Origin of the sequence: Devosia sp. ZW T5_3, assembly GCF_044987315.1 — a bacterium.
GTDB lineage: Bacteria > Pseudomonadota > Alphaproteobacteria > Rhizobiales > Devosiaceae > Devosia.
The window spans coordinates 1-17,391 of sequence record NZ_JBJDRE010000017.1 but is presented as its reverse complement, the minus strand read 5'-3'; the positions used below and the strand labels follow the sequence as shown (position 1 = coordinate 17,391).

Below are 17,391 nucleotides of genomic sequence, written 5' to 3'. Positions count from 1 at the left end.
GATATTTTGCGCGGATTTTTGCGCGATGGCATCTGGATTGGCGATAATCCACACATCTTATTATTGACAAAGCGGCTGACTGACTTAGGTTGATCGACATCACCACCTGCCCCAGCGCAGCCCTGCGCGACCGCCTCCTGAGGAAGACAGATGAGCCAGAATATCGATGTGAAGACGAGCGTTCGCGCCGACCGCCCGACGGGGGCATACAAGCCGCTATGGGCGTGGTTCGGCTATGACGAGCCCAATTACACCTATAGCGAGCACGGCAAGAAGCTGCTGCGCGAACTGACCGAGCTCAGCCCAGTCTCCCCCCATATCCGCACGCATAATCTACTGACCTCGGGCGACGGCGTGGCGGCGCTCAAATGGGGCTCGACCAATGCCTATACCGAGGATGCCAATGGCAATCCGGTTTATGACTGGACCATCATGGACCAGATTTTCGACGCCTATGCCGAGGCGGGCAATACGCCGCTGGTGCAGATCGGGTTCACCCCCGAGGCGCTGTCGGACGATACGGGGCCGTATCAGCACAGCTGGGAGCCAGCGAACAAATACGCCACCATCCTGACCGGTTGGGCCGCGCCGCCGAATGATCTCAAGAAGTGGGGCGCACTGATCGAAGCCTGGGCGCAGCATCTGGCGGATCGCTATGGCAAGGAGAAGGTGAGCACCTGGCCCTGGGAAGTGTGGAACGAGCCGGACGGGCATTACTGGACCGGCACCATCCCCGAATTCTGCGCCATGTATGATGTGAGCGCGCGGGCGGTGAAGAAGGTGCTGCCCGATGCACGGGTCGGCGGGCCGCACACTTGCGGGGCATTTTCCAACCCCAAGGCGCAGACCTTCCTGCGAGCCTTTCTCAAGCATGTGGTGGACAATAATTCCCCCATCGACTTCATCGCCTTCCACGCCAAGGGCAATCCGGTGATCTGGCAGGATCATGTGCGCATGGGGCTGCACAAGCATCTGCGCGACATCGAGGCGAACCTGGCCATCATCAATGAATTTCCGTCGCTGACGCATTTGCCGGTGATCATTGGCGAGTCCGATCCTGAGGGCTGCGCCGCCTGTTCAGCCCGGGTGCATCCGCAGAACGGCTATCGCAATGGTCCGCTCTATGGCGTCTATGTGGTCGAAAGCATGCTGCGCACCTATGAGCTCAGCCGGCGCGCCAATATCGAGATCGAAGGCGCGGTGACCTGGGCGTTCATGTTCGATGACCAGCCCTGGTTCGATGGCTTCAGGGACCTCGCTACTAATGGCGTCGATAAGGCAGTACTGAATGGCTTCCGCATGCTGGGCATGCTGGGTGGGGAATGGCTGGAAACCACCAGCACCCATCGGCGCGACATTGCCGAAATCATGCAGCATGGCGTGCGCGACGAGCCGGACGTCAATATCGTCGCCACCCGCGACGACAAGGGCGTGAGCGTGCTGGTCTGGCATTATCATGATGACGACACGGCCGGGCCGGATGCCGAGGTTTCCGTTGCCATCGACGGCTGGGGCAGCAAGCCGGCGGGCCTGAAACATTTCCGCATGGATGAGAGCCATTCCAATGCGTTTGGCGTGTGGAAGGCGATGGGCAAGCCGGAGAACCCGCAAGGGGCTGATTACGCCAAGCTTGAGGCGGCCGGGAAGCTGGCCCAGATCGAGGATAAGGCTAGCGTCGCCGTCGTGGATGGCAAGATTGAACTCCGCACTACTCTGCCGCGGCAAGGCGTCTCCCTGCTTCGCCTCGACTGGTAATGCGGCAAGAGCGCGCCTTTCCTCCCGGGCGCGCTCGCTTTTTTTGGGGGTGAGGATATGCCGGAGAGCCGCGATCCACCTCCCTCCCCCTTGAGGGGAGGGATTGAGGGTGGGGGTGCTGTGCTATCAGCGGGCAAAGAGTTTGGTGGGGCCGCAGCACCCCCACCCTAGCCCTCCCCTCAAGGGGGAGGGGATTGGATCGCGGCCCTCGGTCTGCGGGGCAGTATCCCCTACCCCACCCGGTCCAGATACCGCGCCTTGCTCGGCTGCAGGTGATCCACGCAGAGCTGCGCCAGCACCCAATTGTCCGTCCCCTTGAGCATGTCGATCATCAACCGGTGATGCTCATGCGAGACCCGTAGCGACGCGGTATTGGCCATGGAATTGGCGCGCACCGGCAGGCTGAGCCGCATATAGAGCTCGATGGATTGCACCAGATGCGCATTGCCACAGGCGCCGAACAGCGTCAGGTGGAAACGGTCATTGGTTTCGTGCACGCCGCGCAGGAAGCCGGCCTCGATATGGCGGCCGTGTTCTTCGTGGATGGCGTTGAGTTCGGCGATGAGGCTGTCAGGCGCCGGCAAGGGAATCCACAGCGCCGCCTGGCGCTGCAGCAATTCGCGCACGGCGTAGATTTCCTTGACCTGTTGGGCAGTGAGCGAGCGCACGGTGGCGCCGCGATTGCGCTCGCGCACCACGATGCCCATGGATTCGAGCTGCACCAGCGCCTGGCGGGCGAAATGGCGGGTGACGGCGAAGCGCGCCAGCAGCATGTCCTCGGTGAGCCGTGTGCCCGGCGCGAGGCGGCCGAAGATGATGTCTTCCTCCAGCGCCCGGGCGATGGAGAGATCGTCATGCTCGTCGGTGGCGGCGTGTTCGGTCAAGCTATCCAAAGGCTGCTCCTGGATTACCGCGCTACTCTATCGCGGTTCTTGCGTCGGGTCGAATTGTGCCAGCGCATAGATGGCTTCGACGAGGCGCAGGGTTTCCATATTGTCGGCCGGCGCGGTTTCGAAGGGCTTTTTGGCGTCGAGGCAATCGAGAAAATGGGCGATCGCGGCGTCATAAGAGCCTTGATAGACGGCGTCGGCGTCGAATTGCTCGGTGTGGTTCTGCTCGCCAAAAGCGGTGAGTTGGTTGCTGTCGAGTTCAATCGTGCCACGTGCGCCGAAAATGCGCAGATGATCGCGCGGTGCAGGCGGCGCGCCGTGGACGGCCAAATTCCCCGCAACCTGGACCAGCACCCCATCGCTGCGGCGGCGCAGGGTGATTGCCGCGACATCCTCGGCCACGATGTCGGCATTGCTGCGCTCGAGGCGGGCGGCGACGACGTCCATTTCGCCGAGCAGGAAACGCAGCGTGTCGAGGTGATGGATCAACACTTCCATGACGAGGAGCCGCTCCTGATTGCGGAAGAAGGGCTGGCGCACCAAAGCGGGCCGCTGGCCATCGGGGCCGGCGATCATGCCGCTGGAGAGGAATTCGAGGCTGACCTGGCGGATATCACCCACCACGCCGGCGTCGAGCCATTCCCGCAGTCGGCGGTACCAGGCGCGGAAGCGCCAATTCTCGTGGACCATGAGCGTGGTGCCAATGACATCGGCAAGCAGCGCCTTGGCCGCGGCGAAGTCGGTCGCCAGCGGCTTCTGGCAGATGATCGCCACCCCAGCCCGCGCGGCGAGCCGGATCAGTTCGGCATGGGCCTCGCGCGGCGCGCAGATATCGACAATGTCGAGATTTTCACGCGCCAGCATGGTGGCCGCGTCGGCATAGATGGCGGGGATATCGAAGGCCCCTGCCCGCGCCTGGGCGGCCGCCTCGGAAGGGTCGGCTATAGCGACGATTTCAGCCTGGGCGCTGCGTTTCTGCCAGGCCGGCAGGTGATAGGCGCTGACCCATCCGGCACCGATTACCCCCACTCGTCGCTTCTGCATATAGCCGTGTCCCCGCGCTGATTTATCAATAATAGTGAAAGGCATCCGCAGAAGGAAGTGAGAAATTTCGGCTTTCTGGCGCGATTGTCGCTTTAGCGCGGCGCTTCTTTATTGACAATCCCCGTGGAGCCACTAGCTTACGGAGCATGCGGCGAACCAGTAGCCGGAACGGGAGTATCGCGTGTCAAACGGCCTTCGTCGGAAATTGACCAGCTATGGCGACCAGGGCTTTTCCCTGTTCTTGCGCAAGGCTTTTATCAAGGCCATGGGCTATTCCGATGACGCGCTGGACCGCCCCATCGTGGGCATTGCCAATACCTATTCCGACTATAATCCCTGCCACGGCAATGTGCCGCAACTGATCGAGGCGGCCAAGCGCGGGGTGATGCTGGGCGGGGCGCTGCCCATGGTGTTTCCGACCATCTCGATCCACGAAAGTTTCGCCTCGCCGACCTCGATGTATCTGCGCAATCTGATGGCGATGGAAACCGAGGAGATGATCCGCGCCCAGCCGATGGACAGCGTCATCCTGATCGGGGGCTGCGACAAGACACTGCCGGCGCAGATCATGGCGGCGGCCAGCAGCGAAATTCCCGCCGTGTTCCTGCCGACCGGGCCGATGGCCACCGGGCACCATAAGGGCGAGCGGCTGGGGGCGTGTACGGATTGCCGCCGGTTTTGGGGACGGTTCCGGGCCGGGGAGATCGACGAGGCCGAAATCAGCGAGGTCAATAATCGCCTGGTGAGTTCGGTGGGCACCTGCACGGTGATGGGCACGGCCAGCACCATGGCCAACCTGACCGAGGTGATGGGGCTGTGCCTGCCGCGGGCCGGTTCTGCCCCGGCGACCGAGGCAGAACGCGTGCGCCTGTCGGAAGCCACCGGGAGCCTTGCAGCAAAGCTCGCCACCGAGGGCGGGCCGACGGTCAAGGAGCTGCTGACCCCGGCAGCGATCCGCAATGGGCTGGTGGCCCTGCAGGCCATGGGTGGCTCGACCAATGCGGTGGTGCATCTGGCCGCCATTTGCGGCCGGCTGGGCATTCCGCTGGATATGGCGCTGCTGGACGAATTGGGGCAGCGCGTGCCGCTGCTGGTCGATCTGCAGCCGTCGGGCCAGCATTACATGGAGCAGTTTCATAAAGCTGGCGGCGTGCCCGCATTGCTCAAGGAAATCCGGGGCGAGCTCGATGTGAGCGCGCCGACGATCCATGGCGCCAGCATTGGCGAAGTGATTGATGCGGTGGTGGATGAGCCAGGGCAGTCCATTATCCGCACCATGGCAGCACCGCTGAAGCCGATTGGGACGCTGGCCGTGCTCAAGGGCAATCTCGCGCCGCGCGGGGCGATCATCAAGCAATCGGCGGCATCCAAGGATTTGATGCAACATACCGGCCGCGCCGTGGTGTTCGAGAGTGTCGAGGACCTGTCCAACCGGATCGACAGCGACGAGCTCGACGTGGCGGCCGACGACGTGCTGGTGCTGCGCAATGCCGGGCCCAAGGGCGCGCCGGGCATGCCGGAGGCGGGCTACCTGCCCATTCCGCGCAAGCTGGCGCGGCAGGGTGTGAAGGACATGGTGCGGATTTCCGATGCCCGGATGAGCGGCACGGCATTTGGCACGGTGATCCTGCATATTTCGCCCGAAGCTGCCGCCGGCGGGCCGCTGGCCATCGTGCAGACCGGGGACCGCATCACGCTGGACGTGCCCGGACGCACGCTTAATCTCGATATCCCGGCCGCCGAATTCGAGCGGCGCATGGCGGCGCTGCCGCCCCCGGCGGAGACAGCACGGCGCGGCTATGACCGGCTCTACCATGAGCATGTCATGCAGGCCGATGAAGGCGCCGATTTCGATTTCCTGCAGGCCAATTCGTGAGCCAGACTGAAGCGCCACTTTGCCTGCCGCCCAAGCCATTGGGTGTCCTGCCTCGCCTGCCGGAGGGCGCCTGCGACAGCCATTTCCACGTGTTCGAGGCCGGCGCACCGCTGGCCTCGCCCCGCAGCTATACGCCGCAGAATTTGACGATTGCCGATTGGCAGCTCTACGCCGAGGCGGCCGGGATTGCGCGCGGCGTGCTGGTGCAGCCCAGCGTCTATGGCCTGGACAATCGCGCCATGCTGCGCGCGATTGCGGGGGATTCCGAGCGCCTGCGCGGCATTGCCGTGGTAGCGCCGGATATTTCCACCGAGGCGTTGCGAGAGCTGGATGCAGCCGGCGTGCGCGGCATTCGCATCAATACCCGCAACAAGGCCGGGGTGGCGCTGGACGCGGTGGGCGAATTACTAGGCAAGGTCGCTCCATTGGGCTGGTCAGTGCAGTTCCAGCTGCGGGCGGAGCAATTGGCCGATGTGGCGGCGCTCGAGCATGGCGAGACGCCGCTGGTGCTTGATCATCTGGCCTTCATCCGCTTTGGCGAGGTCGATACCGGCGCGCGGCTGGATGCGCTGCGGCATCTGCTCGACCGGCCCAATGTCTACACCAAGATTTCGGCGCCCTACCGGCTGACGGCCAGTACCGACTACGCCGATGTGGGGGCAGCCATCACAGCACTCGCAGCATCGCATCCCCATCGCCTGCTCTGGGGCAGCGATTGGCCGCATACCGAATTATGGAACGCCATGCCGGACGATAGCGATTTGCTTTCTGCCTACGAAACATGGCTTCCTGATGCGCAGCTGCGGCGGCAGATTTTCGTCGATACACCCGCATCGCTGTTTTTCGGTCGCTGACCGCAAGGAGATTTGACGCATGAAGCTGGGACTGGAAGGCAAACGCGCACTGGTATTGGGCGCCAGCAAGGGGCTGGGCGCGGCGATTGCGCTGGGCCTCGCCAATGAAGGCGCGCAGGTGATCGGCGCCGCGCGCAGCGTGGATCTGGTCACGGCGCTGGACGGCCAGGTCGACAAGAGCCTCAATGGCTCGATTACCGGCCGCAAGCTCGATCTGGCCGACGGACAATCCGTTGCAGCGCTCAGCGAAGCGCTGATCGCTGAGGGTGGCGTCGATATCATCATCAACAATTCGGGCGGGCCGGCGCCGGGCGAAGCCGCGAGCGTGCCGCTTTCGGCCTGGAATGCCGGCTTCGAATCCATGGTGGCCAATATCATCACGCTCAACCAGGCGCTGCTGCCGGCCATGACCGCGCGCGGCTGGGGGCGCATCGTGACCCTCACATCGTCCGGCGTCGAAGCGCCCATCGCCCGGCTGGCGATTTCCAATGCCTTGCGGCAGGCGCTGGTGGGGTGGTCCAAGACGCTGGCGAGCGAAGTCGCTGCGTCCGGGATCACGGTCAATGTGGTGGTGCAGGGCCGTATCCATACCGACCGCGTCGATGAACTCGACGCGGCTGCGGCAAAACGGCAGAATATGGAGATCGACGCGGTGCGCCGGGCTTCCATCGCGACCATTCCAGCGGGCCGTTATGGGCGCCCGGAGGAACTGGCCGATGCGGTGGTTTTTCTGGTCAGTGAGCGGGCCAGTTATATCACCGGCTCACGCATCAGGATCGATGGCGGAATGATCCGCTCGATCTGATAGAGGGCTCGGGGGCAGATGGCGAAACCGTCGGGCCGCCCCCAGTGCCTCAAGGCTTAGCTGCTGCTGGACAGCGTTTCGGGCGTGCCGAATTCACCGCGACCATAGGATTCGCCGGCGCCGGCACCGGTGTTCAGCGACTGGCCGTTCGGGCGAACTGGCTGGAAGGTGTCCTTGTCGAAGAACTGCGTCGTCGTGGTGCCATCAGCGGCAGTCACGGTGGCGCGGATCGCCTGGCCCCAGGCTTCAAGACCGGTGGCTTCGATGCCGCGTTCGGCAAGGGTGCGCTCGATGTTGAACTTGGAATGACCGAACAGATCATCATTGGTGGTGAGGCTGGCGGCATTGGCCATGCCCGGCAGGGCGAAGGCGGCAGCGGCGGTAGCAAGAATAGCAAAAGCAAAGGTTTTCATTTGAGGTCTTCCTTTCGAAGGTGACGTCAAACTAGGACTGCAAGATTGCCCCAAGCTTGCGGCCCGCAGAAAAGTGAAATTTTTTTACCGAAACGAAGCCATTGATTATAAAATGCTATTTCTAACATGAACGCATTGTAATGAATGCGCCCCGCAAGGCTTTGCACATTGCTGCCACAATCGAATCCGACAGGCGGGCCAAAGCGAGCCTGCCGGAAATAGCCATCAGGCGGTGGCCGGTTTTTCGGCTTCCGCCTCACCATGATGGGCCGGCTTGCCGGGCATCAGGCGCTTGACGAAGCGCGACAGGCTTTCGGTATAGGTCAGGATCACCGGCACCACGACCAGGGTCAACAGCGTCGAGCTGATCAGCCCACCGATCACCGCATGGGCCATGGGCGCGTTCTGCCCGCTGCCTTCATGCAGGCTGAGCGCCAGCGGCAGCATGCCGAACACCATGGCCAACGTGGTCATGATGATCGGCCGGAAGCGGGTAACGCCGGCTTCCACCAGGGCATCGTAGAGATTGAGCCCGTCCTTGACCTTGTGGTTGGCATTGTCGACCAAGAGGATGGCGTTTTTCACCACCAGGCCCATCAGCATGATGAAGCCGATCATGCTCATCATATTGAGCGTCGAGCCGCCGATCAGCAGGCCCAGGATAACGCCGACCAGCGACAGCGGCAGCGACATCATGATGGCGATCGGCTGCAGGAAGCTGCCGAACTGGCTGGCGAGCACCAGATAGATGAAGACCACCGCGAGCAGCAGCGCGGCGCCGGCCGAAGCCGCCGTATCGCCCAATTGCTCGGCATCGCCACCCATGGAGATGCGATAGCCGGGCGGCAATTCCATCTCGTCCATGGCCTGCTGGATGGCCGGCATGACATCGCCAATGGTGACGCCGGAAATATTGGCGTCCACGGTGATCTGGCGGGTCAGGTCCCGGCGCTGGATTTCGCCCGGGCCGGTCGACATGGCGACATCGGCGACATCACCCAGCCGCACCACTGACGTATCGGTGCGCGCGATGGGCAGGCTATACAGCGCCTCGACCTGGTCGCGTTCCTGCGGCGGCAGGCGGACGATGAGCTTATAGGTCTCCTCCTCCGGCGATGTCCATTCGCTGACCTCTTCGCCGCTCAGCATCGGCTGCAGAATGGCACCGATCTGCTGCATGGAGACGCCAACTTCGCTGGCCAAGTCCTGGTTGACGCGAATGCCGACCACCGGTTGGGCCGCCTCGAGCGAGCTTTCGATATCGGCCAGGCCGTTGATATTGGCCAGCTTGCCCGTGAACTCATCCGCCAGGCGGCCCAAGGTGGCGAAGCTGTCGCCGTAGAGCGTAACCTGCACGGGCTTGGTCACCCCGCCGCCCAAGCCGCTGGCGACGCCGACGACCGTGGTGATGCCGGGCACCTGGGCCAGCACGTCACGGGCCGGGCCGGTCATTTCATGGGGCATGCGGTCGCGCTGGCCCGGCGGCACCATGGAAACCAAGATGCTGGCCGAGTTTTCGCCCGACGCGCTCTGGCCGGCATTGATGGTTGCATAGGTGCGCTCCACCTCAGGCATTTGTCGCAACAGCGCCTCGATCTGGCGTACCTTGTCGCCGGTATAGGCCAGCGAGGAGCCCTGCGGGGTTTCCACCTCGACGGTGAATTCGCTGTTATCGCTGGGCGGCACGAATTCCACGCCCACCAAAGGCAGCAGCAGGAAGCTCGAGAAGAACAGCGCGACCGCCGTGCCGAGCGTGGCGATGCGATGGCGCAGGCTCCAGCGCAACACGCTGCGATAGCGTTCGCTGAGCCAGCCGAAAAACTCATCGAACTTGGCGACCAGCCGACCGATCGGGCCGCGCTTGGCATTGGGCTCGGAAGCCGGATCATACCAGACGCTGCTCATCATCGGGTCGAGTGTGAAGGCCACGAACAGCGAGATCAGCACGGCCACCGAAACAGTGACGCCGAATTGCAGGAAGAAGCGGCCGATCATGCCTTCCATGAAGGCCACGGGCAGGAACACCGCGACGATGGACAGCGTCGAGGCCAGCACCGCCAGCCCGATTTCATTGGTGCCATCGACCGCAGCCTGGAAGTGGCCCTTGCCCATATGCAGGTGGCGCATGATATTTTCACGCACCACGATGGCATCGTCGATCAGGATACCCACCGAAAGCGACAGCGCCATCAGCGTCATCATGTTGAGGGTGAAGCCCAGCATATAGAGCACGATCATGGTGCCGATGATCGAAATGGGCAGGGTCAGCCCCGTGATGACGGTCGAGCGCCACGAATTGAGGAACAGGAAGACGATCAGCACGGCGAGCACGGCGCCTTCCACGATCATGTTCTGCACAGTGTGGAAGGACTGCTCCACCTCGACTGAATTGTCGCGCACCACGTCGATATGAACGCCGGCCGGAAGCTCGCTCTGTTCGAGCCGTTCCAGCGTCTGGTGGATGGCATGCGCCACGCCAACGGTATTGGCGCCCTGCACCTTGAGAATGTCGATGGACAGCGCCCGCTCGCCATTGATGAAGGCCAGACTTTCATCGTCGCCGGGGCCCGAGTTGATCGTGGCGACCTCGCCCAGGCGTACGGGCTGGCCGCCGGTGCGGGCCACGATGATATTGGCGAAATCGTCGATGTTGCCGATCTTGCCCTCGATCTGGATCGAGCGGGCGACCGAGCCTTCGGTAATGCTGCCGGCCGGCAGGTCGCGATTGTTCTGGGCGATGGCGGTCATGACATCGCTCATCGACACGCCAAAGGCATCGAGCCGGTCGGGATCGACCTGCACGTCGATTTGCGTCGGCACGCCACCGACCAGTGTCACGCTGCCCACGCCCTGCACATTGCGCAGGCGATCCACCACGACATCGTCGGCCAGGTCGGTCAATTCGCTGGGCGAGAGCGTGTCGGAGCGAATGGCCAGCGAGACGATCGGCATGGCGGCCGGATCGAAGCGCAGGATCTGCGGCTTATCGGCATTTTGCGGCAGGTCGGCCTCGATGGAGGACATCTTGTCGCGCACTTCCTGCAGCGCTTCGACCGAATTCACCTCCATGTCGAACATGATGACGACCAGCGCCTGGTTCTGCCGGGCCGTCGAGGTCAGTGAGTCGATGCCGCTGATCGTGTTCACCGAATCCTCAATGGGCTTGATGATGTCGTTTTCGACCGATTCAGCCGACGCGCCAGGATAGGAGACGACCACTGCGACGACCGGCAGATCGACATCGGGCAATTGCTCGATGGGCAGGCGTTGGTAAGAATAGATGCCGAACACCATCAGCGCCACCATGACCATGGTGGCAAAGACGGGGTGATTGACGCTGATACGGGTGAGGAACATCGCCTAGTTCTCCACCACGCGAACCTGCATGCCGGCACGTAGGTCATCGAGGCGACCGGAGACGAAAGTGTCGTCCACATCGAGGCCCGAGGTCAGCTCGGTGACGCGGGCGGCGCGCCAGCTGCGCGATGCCTCGACGGGCTGGCGCACCAGGTCGCCATCGACGATTTTGAGCACGAATTCCCCCGCGTCATCCTCGCGGATGGCCGCTGGCGGCACCGCGAGGGTGTTTTCGGCCTCGGCAGTGACGATCTGGCCGGTGGCAAACATGCCGCCGCGCAATTCGCCGCCGGGATTGTCGACGGTGACCAGCACGGGAACGGTGCGCGTGCCGGCGGTGGCGACCGGACTGATGCCGGCGACGCTGCCGCTGAACTCGCGCCCGGGCAAGCCTTCGACGGCCAGCGTGACATGCTGGCCGGGCTGCAAAGTCGGGCTGGCGCTGACCGGCACATAGGCGGTCATTTCCATCACCGACAGATCAACGATCTGCATGAGATTGGCGCCGGGCGAAGTCACCTGCCCCGGCTCGACCGCCCGCGCGGCCACGACGCCATCGAAGGGCGCCACGATCGTGGCATTGCGCAGGGCGATTTCGGCGGCGGCAACCTGGGCTTCCAGCGCCCGCAGATTGGAGCGCAGTGCATCGACATTGGCGCGCTCGCTGTCGAGATTGGCCGAGGCGACCAGACCGCGATCATTGAGACGTTCGCTGCGGGTCACCTGGGCTTCGGCCTGGGCAAGCTGGGCGCGGGTGGCTTCGGCAGTGCTGCGCTGCTGCTGCAACTGAATGCCCAGCGTTTCGATATCGACCTGCACCAGCACGTCGCCTGCCTGCACCCGGTCGCCGACGCGGAAGTGCACGTCATCAACGGTGCCGCTGACCTGGGAGGACAGGTTTATGGTACGGCGCGGGGCGAGCGAGCCGGTGGCCTTGAGCGTTTCGGTGATCGTCTGGCGCTGCAATGTCGTGACATCGCGGCTGAGGATGAGCTTGACCGGATCGGGTGTTTCGACGGCGGCCACCGGGGTCGCCGCTTCGGGCGCGGTCAATTGCGGCACTAGAATAAAGGCGCCGCCGGCAGCGACGATCAACACGCCAAGACCCCAGAACCAGGGGAATTTGCGCGGCGCCAGGCCGGCATCGAGCAGCGCCTGGCGCTTGCGCTCGCGTCGGGTCAGCGCCCATTCGGGTTTGATAGCGTCGGGGCGTTCCACATGCTTGTCCACGGCATAGCTCCGGCCTAGAGGAAAAGGGAATAGGGTGTTGCCGGCCCGCCCACGCAGAACATGTTCGGCACAAAACCGATGGCAAGGCACAGCAACGTGCCGGTTGTGTGCTGGCAAGCTTGCGTCAACATTGCGCGCGTGAAATGCATGTGCGGACGGCAAAATGTGCGGCCTGGCGCTGTAAGGTTGCGGCAAGGCTTATCGCGGACAATCCAGAGTATTAATGCCCGAGGAGGCAGGTCTGCATGCGACTATTGCTGGTAGAAGATGAGCCCGATATGGCGGCTCTACTGCGCAGCGCGCTGGAAAAACATGATTTCGTAACCGATATCGCGCCCTCGATCGAAGTCGCCATTGAGGCGATCGAAACCATCAGCCATGACCTGGTGGTGCTGGATCGCCAATTGGGCGATGGCGACGGCGCCTCGCTGATCGCCTATCTGCGCAAGCGCCGCCCCAATGTGCCCATCGTTATTCTTTCCGCCCGCGGCTCGGCCAATGATCGGGTGGAAGGGCTCAATCTGGGCGCCGACGATTATCTGCCCAAGCCTTTCGTGGTCAGCGAATTGGTGGCGCGGTTGCGCGCCGTGCTGCGCCGGCCCAGCCAGGTGACGTCCAAGCCGCTGAGCATGGGCAATCTGGCATTTGACCTGAACCAGGGCGAGGTGTTTGTTGCTGGTGAGCGGCTCGACCTGCCGCGGCGCGAATATCTGGTGCTCGAAAGCTTGATGCGCCGGGCCGGGCGGACAGTTCGGCGCAACCTGCTCGAAGAAGAAGTCTATGGCTCGGACGATGAAATCCAGTCCAATTCCCTCGAGGCCCACATCTCCCGGCTGCGTCGCAAGCTGGCGGATGCCGGTGCCTCGGTCATCATCCACCCCGTGCGCGGAGTGGGCTATTTGTTGAAACTGACGTGAAACGACTTTCCCGCAATTCCCTCGCCCACAAGCTGACCCGCCAGATGATCCGCGTGCAGCTGCTGACCCTCGTGCTGTTTTTTGGCCTCGGGGTGTTTCCCACGGTCGTCGCCCCGGTCATCGATTATCTGGGCGATGCCCAGCCGCTCGATCCTCGCGCAACGGCGGCATTTGCGCATAGCCTGGTGGATGTGGAGGGCGACCAGATCAATTACGTGGCCTCGCCCGATCTCGACGCCCTGCGCAGGGACTATCCCAATCTGTGGTTTTACGTGCGCAACCAGTCTGGTGCCTGGGCCGCTCTCGGCGACGTGCCCAAAATGTATCAGGAGCTGGAAGACAATCTCTGGCTGCTGGAAGCGGTCGAGGTGCGCACCACCGATCCCAGCTATGGCTCGCTCCTCGTGCGCACCGAGCAATCGCCGGTCGGCACCGTTCGCGTGATGACCGGCGGCGGACCCACCGTTGGTGTGGCTGCCATCATCAAGAAGGTTTCGGGCCTTTTGGCGCTCGCCATGGTTGCGCTATTGGGCCTTGCCAGCGCGATCACCATTCCCATTATCGTGCGCCGCGAGATGCGCAGCCTCAAGGGCGCGGCCGACGAGGCCGAACTGATCGACATCGATGCCCGCGGCACCAGGCTGTCCACCGAAAGCCTGCCCGACGAGGTGCAGCCGCTGGTCAAGGCGGTCAATGACGGGCTGGCGCGGCTCGACGATTCCTACGCCAAGCGCGAACGGTTCCTCGCCGATTCCGCCCATGAATTGCGCACCCCCATCGCCATCCTGCAGACCCGCATCGAAATGGCCGAGCCCTTCCCCGAAAAGGGTCAATTGCTGGTCGATGCGGCACGGCTGGCCAGCATGGCCGGGCAATTGCTCGATCTGCAGCGCATGGATCTGGGCAGCACCAATTTTGAACCCACCGAGTTGGGCGACATGGCCAGCAATGTGGTGGGCGATCTGGCCCCGCTGGCCATTGCCGCGGGCTATGAACTCTCGCTCAATGCGCCTGACGATCCGGTCATGGTGCAGGGCGACAGCAGCAGCTTGAGCCGCGCGCTGACCAATATCATCCAGAACGCCATCGCCTATGGCGGCAAGCATGGCGAGATCATCGTCGAAGTGGGCCGTGACGGCACGATTGCGGTCAGCGACGAGGGCCCCGGTATTCCCGCCAGCGAGCGCGACCGGGTGTTCGAGCCCTTCTATCGGGTCAAGCCATCCTCGCATGGTGCGGGGCTGGGCCTCAACCTGGTGGAAGCAATTGTGCGGCGCCACCACGGCTATATCACCATTGCCGACGCGCCCTCGGGCGGGGCCAGCGTTATCGTCACGCTGCCACTGTTGCGCGCCGCTGCAACAAAAAAGGAATTGGAGCCGGCACTGTAAGGCCCACGCAATCTTGGGGGATCAATCTGGCGTCAGTACAGCGGACAAGCGCCTCATGCCGAGGCGGACCAAACCGCCCGCTGCGCAGCGATTTCTCAGGAGTATGACTCAAGTGTCCCTTCGCACCCTTACCCTCGCCGCCCTGCTGAGCGGCACTGCCGTCGTCGCATCGGTTTCCGCCACCCAGGCTGCCGATCTTTATACCCCGGCGCCCGCCCAGGTCGCCTATCCCGACGCGGGCCTGGCCGTCGCCAGCGACACCTGGACCGGCTTTTACGCTGGTGCCCATGCCGGTGTGGTCAGCGCCGACGATTTCGACAACAGCAACTTCTCGGGCGGCGTCCAGGCCGGCTATCTGCAGCAGTTCGACCAGTTCGTGGTCGGCGGCGAAGTCTCGGGCACGCTCAGCGACGAGCTGCGCTACGAACTCACCCCCGATGCCGGCCTGACGCAGAACTGGTCGCTGGCCGCCAAGGGCCGCGCCGGCGTGGCGCTGGGCAGCACCCTGATCTACGGCACGGCCGGCGTTTCGCTGGCTGAGCTGGAGCCCTCGGGCACCACCACTTCGGGCAAGGACACCTATGCCGGCGCCGTGTTCGGCGCAGGCGTCGAGCAGGACCTGGGCAACAATATCAGCGTGCGCGCCGAATATCTGCAGACCCGCTATTTCGACGTGGACAGCGCCGTTGCCGGCGTCGGTCGCACCGACGATCTGACCAATCATGCCGTCACTCTCGGCGTGAACTATCGCTTCTAAAATAACGGCCGCGCTGCATTGCGGCCGCTCATCGTGCATTGACCTCCATCGGCACGACACGGAAAATCGGGGCTTCGGCTCCGATTTTTTCGTTTTTCACACCCCAATCGCCCGAACTGGATTACAAGAGCCGCCTTTGGGGCAAACCGCCCGGGCGGCAGGAGACTATTTATGAGCGCGATGGACGGCGCGGCGAGCATGGAGCAAGCCCCCATTCGTTCCGAACTCTGGCGCGGCATCAAGGGCTGCATTCCGGTTCTGCTCGGCATCATCCCCTATGCGCTGGTGCTGGGCGCGCAGGCCGCGCAAAAGGGCCTGAGCGTCATCGAAGTGCCGTTGATGACCGGGCTGAACTTTGCCGGTGGCTCGGAATTTGCCGCCATCCAGCTCTGGACTTCGCCGCCCCATATCGTGCTGATCGTGGCCATCACCTTCCTGGTCAATAGCCGGCATCTGCTGATGGGCGCGGCCATCGCGCCCTTCCTGCGGCATCTGCCCAAGCGCAAGGCATTGCCCGCTTTGTTCGCCATGACCGACGAAAGCTGGGCGCTTGGCCTAGCCGATGCCAAGGAGCGGGCCGAACGGGGCCTGCAGCCGGCATTCAGCCTGCCCTATTATATCGGGACGGCGCTGGTATTTTATGTGTCCTGGGTGGCGTTCACCACGCTGGGCGCGGCGCTCGGCCCGGTGCTGGGCGACGTGGAAGCCTATGGCTTCGACATGGCATTCCCCGCCGTGTTCCTCGTGCTGATGGCCGGCATGTGGAAGGGCTTTGCCGCCGCCCGGCCCTGGCTGGTGAGTCTGGTGGTCGCGGCTGTGACGTATCTCCTGGTGCCCGGTGCCTGGTATGTGGCGGCCGGCGCAGTCTCCGGCCTGATCGCGGCCTATGTGCTGGCGGGAGACGAGGCATGATCGATCCCTTGACCGTTCTCACCATCGTGCTGATGGCCTCGGCCACCTATTGCACGCGGATCATCGGCTATCTGGTGCTGCGCAATCGCACGCTCAGCCCCCGCGCCACTGCGCTGATGGAAGCGGCGCCCGGCTGCGTACTGATTTCGGTGATCGCGCCGCATTTCGTCGCCAATAATCCCGCCGACCTGATCGCCATTGCCATCACCCTGCTCGCCGCCACGCGCCTTTCCATGCTGCCCACGGTGATTGTTGCCGTCGCCGCCACGGGCCTGTTGCGGCATTTTATTGGCTAGAAAAATTCCGTCACAAATCGGCTTGCCATTGCCGCCGCAAGCTGATTGATTGCGCCCATCCACAGGGGTGCTCCGTATAGCCGGGGCTGAGACGCGGGCGGCAAGCCTGCAAACCCTAGTAGCTGATCTGGGTAATACCAGCGGAGCGAGGCGGGGCTATGTATTCTGGCGCACAGATTTCCATCTATCCTATGGCCGACGATTTTGTCGGCGTCATCCTGGGCGCGCTGAGCGCGCTCGATCCCTATCGCGATCGCCTGCAAGTGCAGACCGACGATATCTCCACCCTGTTGGTCGGCGCGCCCGAAGTGCTGTTTCCGGCCATGCGCGATCTGTTCGTCGCGGCAGCGAAAAGCGGCAAGCATTGCGTCTTGCATGCCACGATTTCGCGCGGTTGCCCGGGCGAGCCCGATGATGCTGTCTGCTACACCACCGAATATGGCGGGCCCGTCCTGCCGCTCGAGCAGCGCAAGCAAATGGCGCTGGATTCCGTGCAAGCGGCGCCGGTGACAGACATGCCGAGCGCGGCGCAGTTTTCGCTCTATGTGATGGATACCAATGATCACATGGACGAAATCTACGGCTGCATCGACTTTCTCAAGCAGTCCGGCACCTTCGATCGGGCCAAGAATTTCTGCACCAAGCTGGGCGGTGACGCCGGTGCGGTTTTCGCCACGGTGCAGGCAGCGCTCTGCCGCTTCGGCCCGCCCGAGGGACACGTCACGATTGACCTGACGGTCTCGGCGAATAGCCCGACGGTACGTACTTCCTGAGATTCAGCTCCAACTGAGTTTGGCGAGCCCCGATCTGCCTCCCTCCCCCTTGAGGGGAGGGATTGAGGGTGGGGGTGTCGGAACATCCACTGGCAATGAGTTCGTGGAGACTACGACACCC

General features: G+C 63.3%; 15 protein-coding genes and 1 riboswitch. Of the genes, 10 read left to right on the top strand and 5 right to left on the bottom strand.

The window, feature by feature from the left end; translation table 11 throughout:
• Positions 1-150: 150 nt before the first annotated feature.
• Positions 151-1,755, top strand: a complete 1,605-nt coding sequence (locus ACI3KW_RS18960; RefSeq protein ID WP_404849387.1) for a GH39 family glycosyl hydrolase — start codon at positions 151-153, stop codon at positions 1,753-1,755.
• A gap of 230 nt (positions 1,756-1,985) precedes the next feature.
• Here the strand turns inward: ACI3KW_RS18960 and ACI3KW_RS18955 are convergent, their stop codons facing one another.
• Positions 1,986-2,648: a GntR family transcriptional regulator gene (locus tag ACI3KW_RS18955; protein ID WP_404849386.1), complete on the bottom strand. Its 663-nt coding sequence runs from the start codon at positions 2,646-2,648 to the stop codon at positions 1,986-1,988.
• A gap of 27 nt (positions 2,649-2,675) precedes the next feature.
• A complete protein-coding gene (locus tag ACI3KW_RS18950) occupies positions 2,676-3,689 on the bottom strand; it encodes a Gfo/Idh/MocA family protein (RefSeq protein WP_404849385.1) in 1,014 nt (337 codons plus the stop codon).
• A gap of 181 nt (positions 3,690-3,870) precedes the next feature.
• Here ACI3KW_RS18950 and ACI3KW_RS18945 point away from each other — a divergent pair, with 181 nt between their 5' ends.
• Genes ACI3KW_RS18945 through ACI3KW_RS18935 form a run of 3 tightly spaced genes read left to right on the top strand, consistent with a single transcriptional unit; the run spans position 3,871 to position 7,224 of the window.
• Complete coding sequence (locus ACI3KW_RS18945) at positions 3,871-5,565, top strand: IlvD/Edd family dehydratase (protein WP_404849384.1); 1,695 nt, start codon at positions 3,871-3,873, stop codon at positions 5,563-5,565.
• Positions 5,562-6,419, top strand: a complete 858-nt coding sequence (locus ACI3KW_RS18940) for an amidohydrolase family protein (protein WP_404849383.1) — start codon at positions 5,562-5,564, stop codon at positions 6,417-6,419. Before ACI3KW_RS18945 ends, ACI3KW_RS18940 begins: the two co-directional genes overlap by 4 nt.
• A gap of 19 nt (positions 6,420-6,438) precedes the next feature.
• Positions 6,439-7,224, top strand: coding sequence for an SDR family oxidoreductase (locus ACI3KW_RS18935; RefSeq protein ID WP_404849382.1), 786 nt, complete (start codon positions 6,439-6,441; stop codon positions 7,222-7,224).
• Positions 7,225-7,280: 56 nt separating this feature from the next.
• Here ACI3KW_RS18935 and ACI3KW_RS18930 read toward each other — a convergent pair whose 3' ends face one another.
• From ACI3KW_RS18930 to ACI3KW_RS18920, 3 genes are all read right to left on the bottom strand, one after another.
• Positions 7,281-7,637, bottom strand: coding sequence for a hypothetical protein (locus ACI3KW_RS18930; protein ID WP_404849381.1), 357 nt, complete (start codon positions 7,635-7,637; stop codon positions 7,281-7,283).
• A 225-nt stretch (positions 7,638-7,862) separates the two neighbouring features.
• Complete coding sequence (locus ACI3KW_RS18925; protein WP_404849380.1) at positions 7,863-10,994, bottom strand: efflux RND transporter permease subunit; 3,132 nt, start codon at positions 10,992-10,994, stop codon at positions 7,863-7,865.
• A gap of 3 nt (positions 10,995-10,997) precedes the next feature.
• Positions 10,998-12,224 (bottom strand): efflux RND transporter periplasmic adaptor subunit, encoded by a 1,227-nt coding sequence (locus ACI3KW_RS18920; protein WP_404849379.1) that lies wholly within the window; start codon positions 12,222-12,224, stop codon positions 10,998-11,000.
• Positions 12,225-12,469: 245 nt separating this feature from the next.
• On the opposite strand from ACI3KW_RS18920, the gene ACI3KW_RS18915 reads away from it, so the two are divergent.
• The 6 genes from ACI3KW_RS18915 to ACI3KW_RS18890 all read left to right on the top strand — a co-directional run bounded on the left by ACI3KW_RS18915 (position 12,470) and on the right by ACI3KW_RS18890 (position 17,270).
• Positions 12,470-13,141, top strand: a complete 672-nt coding sequence (locus ACI3KW_RS18915; RefSeq protein WP_113121721.1) for a response regulator transcription factor — start codon at positions 12,470-12,472, stop codon at positions 13,139-13,141.
• The gene (locus tag ACI3KW_RS18910) at positions 13,138-14,532 is read left to right on the top strand and encodes a sensor histidine kinase (RefSeq protein WP_404849378.1); all 1,395 of its coding nucleotides are present in this window, start codon (positions 13,138-13,140) and stop codon (positions 14,530-14,532) included. Before ACI3KW_RS18915 ends, ACI3KW_RS18910 begins: the two co-directional genes overlap by 4 nt.
• 112 nt (positions 14,533-14,644) lie before the next feature.
• Positions 14,645-15,289 carry an outer membrane protein gene (locus tag ACI3KW_RS18905; RefSeq protein ID WP_404849377.1) on the top strand — a complete coding sequence of 215 codons (645 nt, stop codon included), beginning with the start codon at positions 14,645-14,647 and terminating at the stop codon, positions 15,287-15,289.
• Between the two features lie 180 nt (positions 15,290-15,469).
• Positions 15,470-16,201 (top strand): AzlC family ABC transporter permease, encoded by a 732-nt coding sequence (locus ACI3KW_RS18900; protein WP_404849452.1) that lies wholly within the window; start codon positions 15,470-15,472, stop codon positions 16,199-16,201.
• Positions 16,198-16,497 carry an AzlD family protein gene (locus tag ACI3KW_RS18895; RefSeq protein ID WP_404849376.1) on the top strand — a complete coding sequence of 100 codons (300 nt, stop codon included), beginning with the start codon at positions 16,198-16,200 and terminating at the stop codon, positions 16,495-16,497. The genes ACI3KW_RS18900 and ACI3KW_RS18895 overlap by 4 nt, the downstream gene beginning before the upstream one ends.
• A 53-nt stretch (positions 16,498-16,550) precedes the next feature.
• Positions 16,551-16,664, top strand: a riboswitch (TPP riboswitch).
• Positions 16,656-17,270: a YkoF family thiamine/hydroxymethylpyrimidine-binding protein gene (locus ACI3KW_RS18890; RefSeq protein WP_404849375.1), complete on the top strand. Its 615-nt coding sequence runs from the start codon at positions 16,656-16,658 to the stop codon at positions 17,268-17,270. It overlaps the preceding riboswitch by 9 nt.
• Positions 17,271-17,391: the final 121 nt, after the last annotated feature.